Origin of the sequence: Stieleria sp., assembly GCF_041595215.1 — a bacterium.
Classification (GTDB): domain Bacteria; phylum Planctomycetota; class Planctomycetia; order Pirellulales; family Pirellulaceae; genus Stieleria; species Stieleria magnilauensis.
Map to the genome: position 1 here is coordinate 1 of NZ_JBFHKV010001372.1, position 1,886 is coordinate 1,886.

Here is a 1,886-nt window from a genome sequence, read left to right on the forward strand (position 1 = left end):
CGACGCGCTGGCCGACGCGGCGAAGCGGTCCAGCACCACCGCGGCCATCCAAGCGGTTCCACTGTCGTTCGAACTGGTGGACCAGGCCTGCGCGAAACTGGTCGGACAGTTCGATGCTCAAAACGGCGGATTCGGCGGAGCACCAAAATTTCCTCCCCACGGCACGTTGGCCTTGCTGATCGACCAATACCGGCGCAGCGGTGACAAGTCGCTGCTTGAGCCGATTACCAAGACACTCGATGCGATGTGGCTCGGCGGCATGCACGATCACCTCGGCGGCGGCTTTCACCGTTACGCGACCGATTCCGATTGGCTGCTGCCGCACTTCGAAAAAATGCTCTACGACAACGCACAACTGATGCGTCTCTACGCCGACGGTTATCAAATCACCGGCGACGAGCGCTACCGTGACGCCGTCGAAGACATCGATCGTTGGGTGCGGCGTGAAATGACATCGCCCGAAGGAGCGTTTTACAGCGCGCTCGATTCAGGTGAAGTCGGAAAGGAAGGCGAAGCGTATGTCTGGACCGCGGAAAAGATCAAAGAAGTGCTCGGTGAAGAAGACGCGGCACTGTTTTCGCAAGTCTACAACATCGTCCCCGAAGGGAACTTCTTGGAGGAGTCGACCGGACACAAGACCGGCGAAAACATCCCCCACCTGAAGCAGCCTCTCGAAGCGATCGCCCAATCGCATCCGCTAGGCAAGCAAGGCTTGATCGATCGAATGGAAGCGATTGAGGAAATGCTGTTGCGCGATCGGCTGACTTGGCCCCAGCCGCACAAGGACGATAAGATTCTGACCAGCTGGAACGGATTGATGATCGACGCATTGGCACACGCCGGTCGAGTTTTGGACGAACCGAAATACATCGAATCCGCCGCCGCGGCAGCCGACTTCATTCTCGAATCGATGGTTCGCGATGGAAAGTTGCTCCGCACGTACCGCAGCGGAACGGCCAAGTTGCCCGGCTATCTGGACGACTACGTCTACTTTTGCAAGGCACTGTTGGAACTGCACGCGGCGACCGATCAACGGCGATGGCTCGACGAAGCGACCGGGCTGGCTGATTTCATGCTCGGTGAATTTGAAGACGACGCCGATGGCGGGTTCTTTTTCACCGGAGACTCGCACGAAGCCTTGATCGTGCGTTCCAAAAACCTTGGCGGTGGCGGCAACATGCCCAACGCCAACGGCATCGCGGCGCAGTTGCTGATCGATCTGGCCGAGTTGACCGGCCAGGATAAGTACCGCGAATCCGCGGCAAGAACCCTGCAGTCCTTTTCCGGTGTGATGGCCAAGCAGCCGCACACGACCGAGCACCTGCTGATCGGAGTGTCTCGCTATCTGGCCACCGCCTCCGCGGTCACCGCTGAAGCTGCTAACGGCGAACGTACCAAGCGAGTCGATCCGATCACGTTCACGGTCGGTTTGTCCAAGTCTCAGGTTCGACCCGGTGAGGCGCTGACGGTAACGGTGACGCTGGACATCGACGAAGGTTGGCATCTCTACGCGGCGAATCCCGGTGCGGAGTTTTTGATTCCAACAAAGGTCTCCGTCCAAAGCGATGCCGCGATCACGATCGGCAAGGTCATCGCCCCGAAACCGGAGTCGCGCGTCGATCCGATCCTGAAAACCAAACTCAACACCTACGCGGGAAACATCAGCTTCGAAATTCCCGTCACGATCGATGAAGGCGCGAAGGCTAAAGCGGCCACGCTCACCGTGGTCGTCGATTCGCAAGCGTGTGACGACTCGAGGTGTTTGGAGCCGGAGAAAACGACGTTTGAGTTGGGGTTGGAGGTTCGCAGGGACTAAATGCTCGGCTTGCTTGCCCCAGGTTATGGAGATGCATGCCCTTAGGGCAGCGGGCTAGCGACCAACGCCA

At 58.8% G+C, this 1,886-nt stretch carries 1 protein-coding gene; it reads left to right on the forward strand.

Annotation, left to right across the window (positions count from 1 at the left end; translation table 11 throughout):
• Window positions 1-1,816 (forward strand): protein-disulfide reductase DsbD domain-containing protein (locus ABX749_RS31390; protein ID WP_372899501.1); only part of this gene is annotated, 1,816 nt, incomplete at its 5' end.
• Window positions 1,817-1,886 lie beyond the last annotated feature (70 nt).